This window comes from Rosenbergiella sp. YN46, from assembly GCF_036620675.1.
GTDB lineage: Bacteria > Pseudomonadota > Gammaproteobacteria > Enterobacterales > Enterobacteriaceae > Jejubacter.
On sequence record NZ_JAZHEE010000086.1, the window covers coordinates 1 to 977 of the forward strand.

Below are 977 nucleotides of genomic sequence, written 5' to 3' on the forward strand. Positions count from 1 at the left end.
TTTGATACTGGTCACCGGCAGTTTGTTGATTTTGGAAATATTGGAATAAGCCGTACCGAAATCATCCAGGGCAATACCAATCCCTTCGGCACGCAGCTCCTGTAGTAACGCAATGACCGGGGAGTCAGACCGGACAGCCGTTCGCTCCGTCAGTTCCACAACCAATTTGAGATGGTTGTGAAAAGCGTGTCTGAACCCTGTCAGCGTGGCGGAAAGCGCCTCAACTATTTCCGGCGTGGCGCTGATATTTACTGAAATATAAAATTTATCCGGCAGACGGAATTTGAGAACGTCCATGTCCCGCCTGACCTGGTCCAGAAGGGCCTGAGTCATGGGAACAAGCAGTCCGCTGCGTTCCGCCAGGGGAATAAACAGGTCGGGTGGCAGTACTCCTTTCCGGGGATGATGCCACCGTGCCAGGACCTCCACTCCTCTCACCTGTCCGGTGGTGGCATCCATAATGGGCTGGTACCAGGGAACCATTTCTCCGGCGTGAATCGCCTGTTCAAGCTGTGGGAGTGTCGGAAAGACGTTTCTGCGAAACCGCCCCAGCGCCAGAATTGTCAGTAAGCCGGCGGCCAGTATCAGTACCGCCACCGCCGGCCAGAAAAACAGATGCGGTGTGTCATGACGGAAGGAGACCACACTGGCTCCGGACAACGCTGAGCTCAGGGTATTTGTTATTTGTGAACGTACAGACCCGAATTCAGTGATGGTCTGCGCTCTGGTCAATACTTTGTCGCCAATAAGGATGCCGTTCTGTCCATCGGCAGCAAACCAGCGTCGTAGCCAGTAGGCATCAATGGTCACCACAATACCACTTTTCTGATTTCCACGGATGTACGCCAGAAATACTTTTCCGGGGAATGCTTTCATCCCGCTCAGCAACAGGGTTTTCCCGTCACTAGCAGAACGGGTGACGTCCTGAAATGTGGCATCAGGCGTAAAGAGCTGCCTTAACGAGGAGCAGTAAATTT

Annotated in this window: 1 protein-coding gene; it reads right to left on the minus strand. The window is 53.2% G+C overall.

All coding sequences use genetic code 11. The features are described from left to right. The coding region (locus tag V3W49_RS22600) for an EAL domain-containing protein (RefSeq protein WP_500148187.1) at window positions 1-876 on the minus strand (876 nt) is incomplete at its 3' end. Window positions 877-977: the final 101 nt, after the last annotated feature.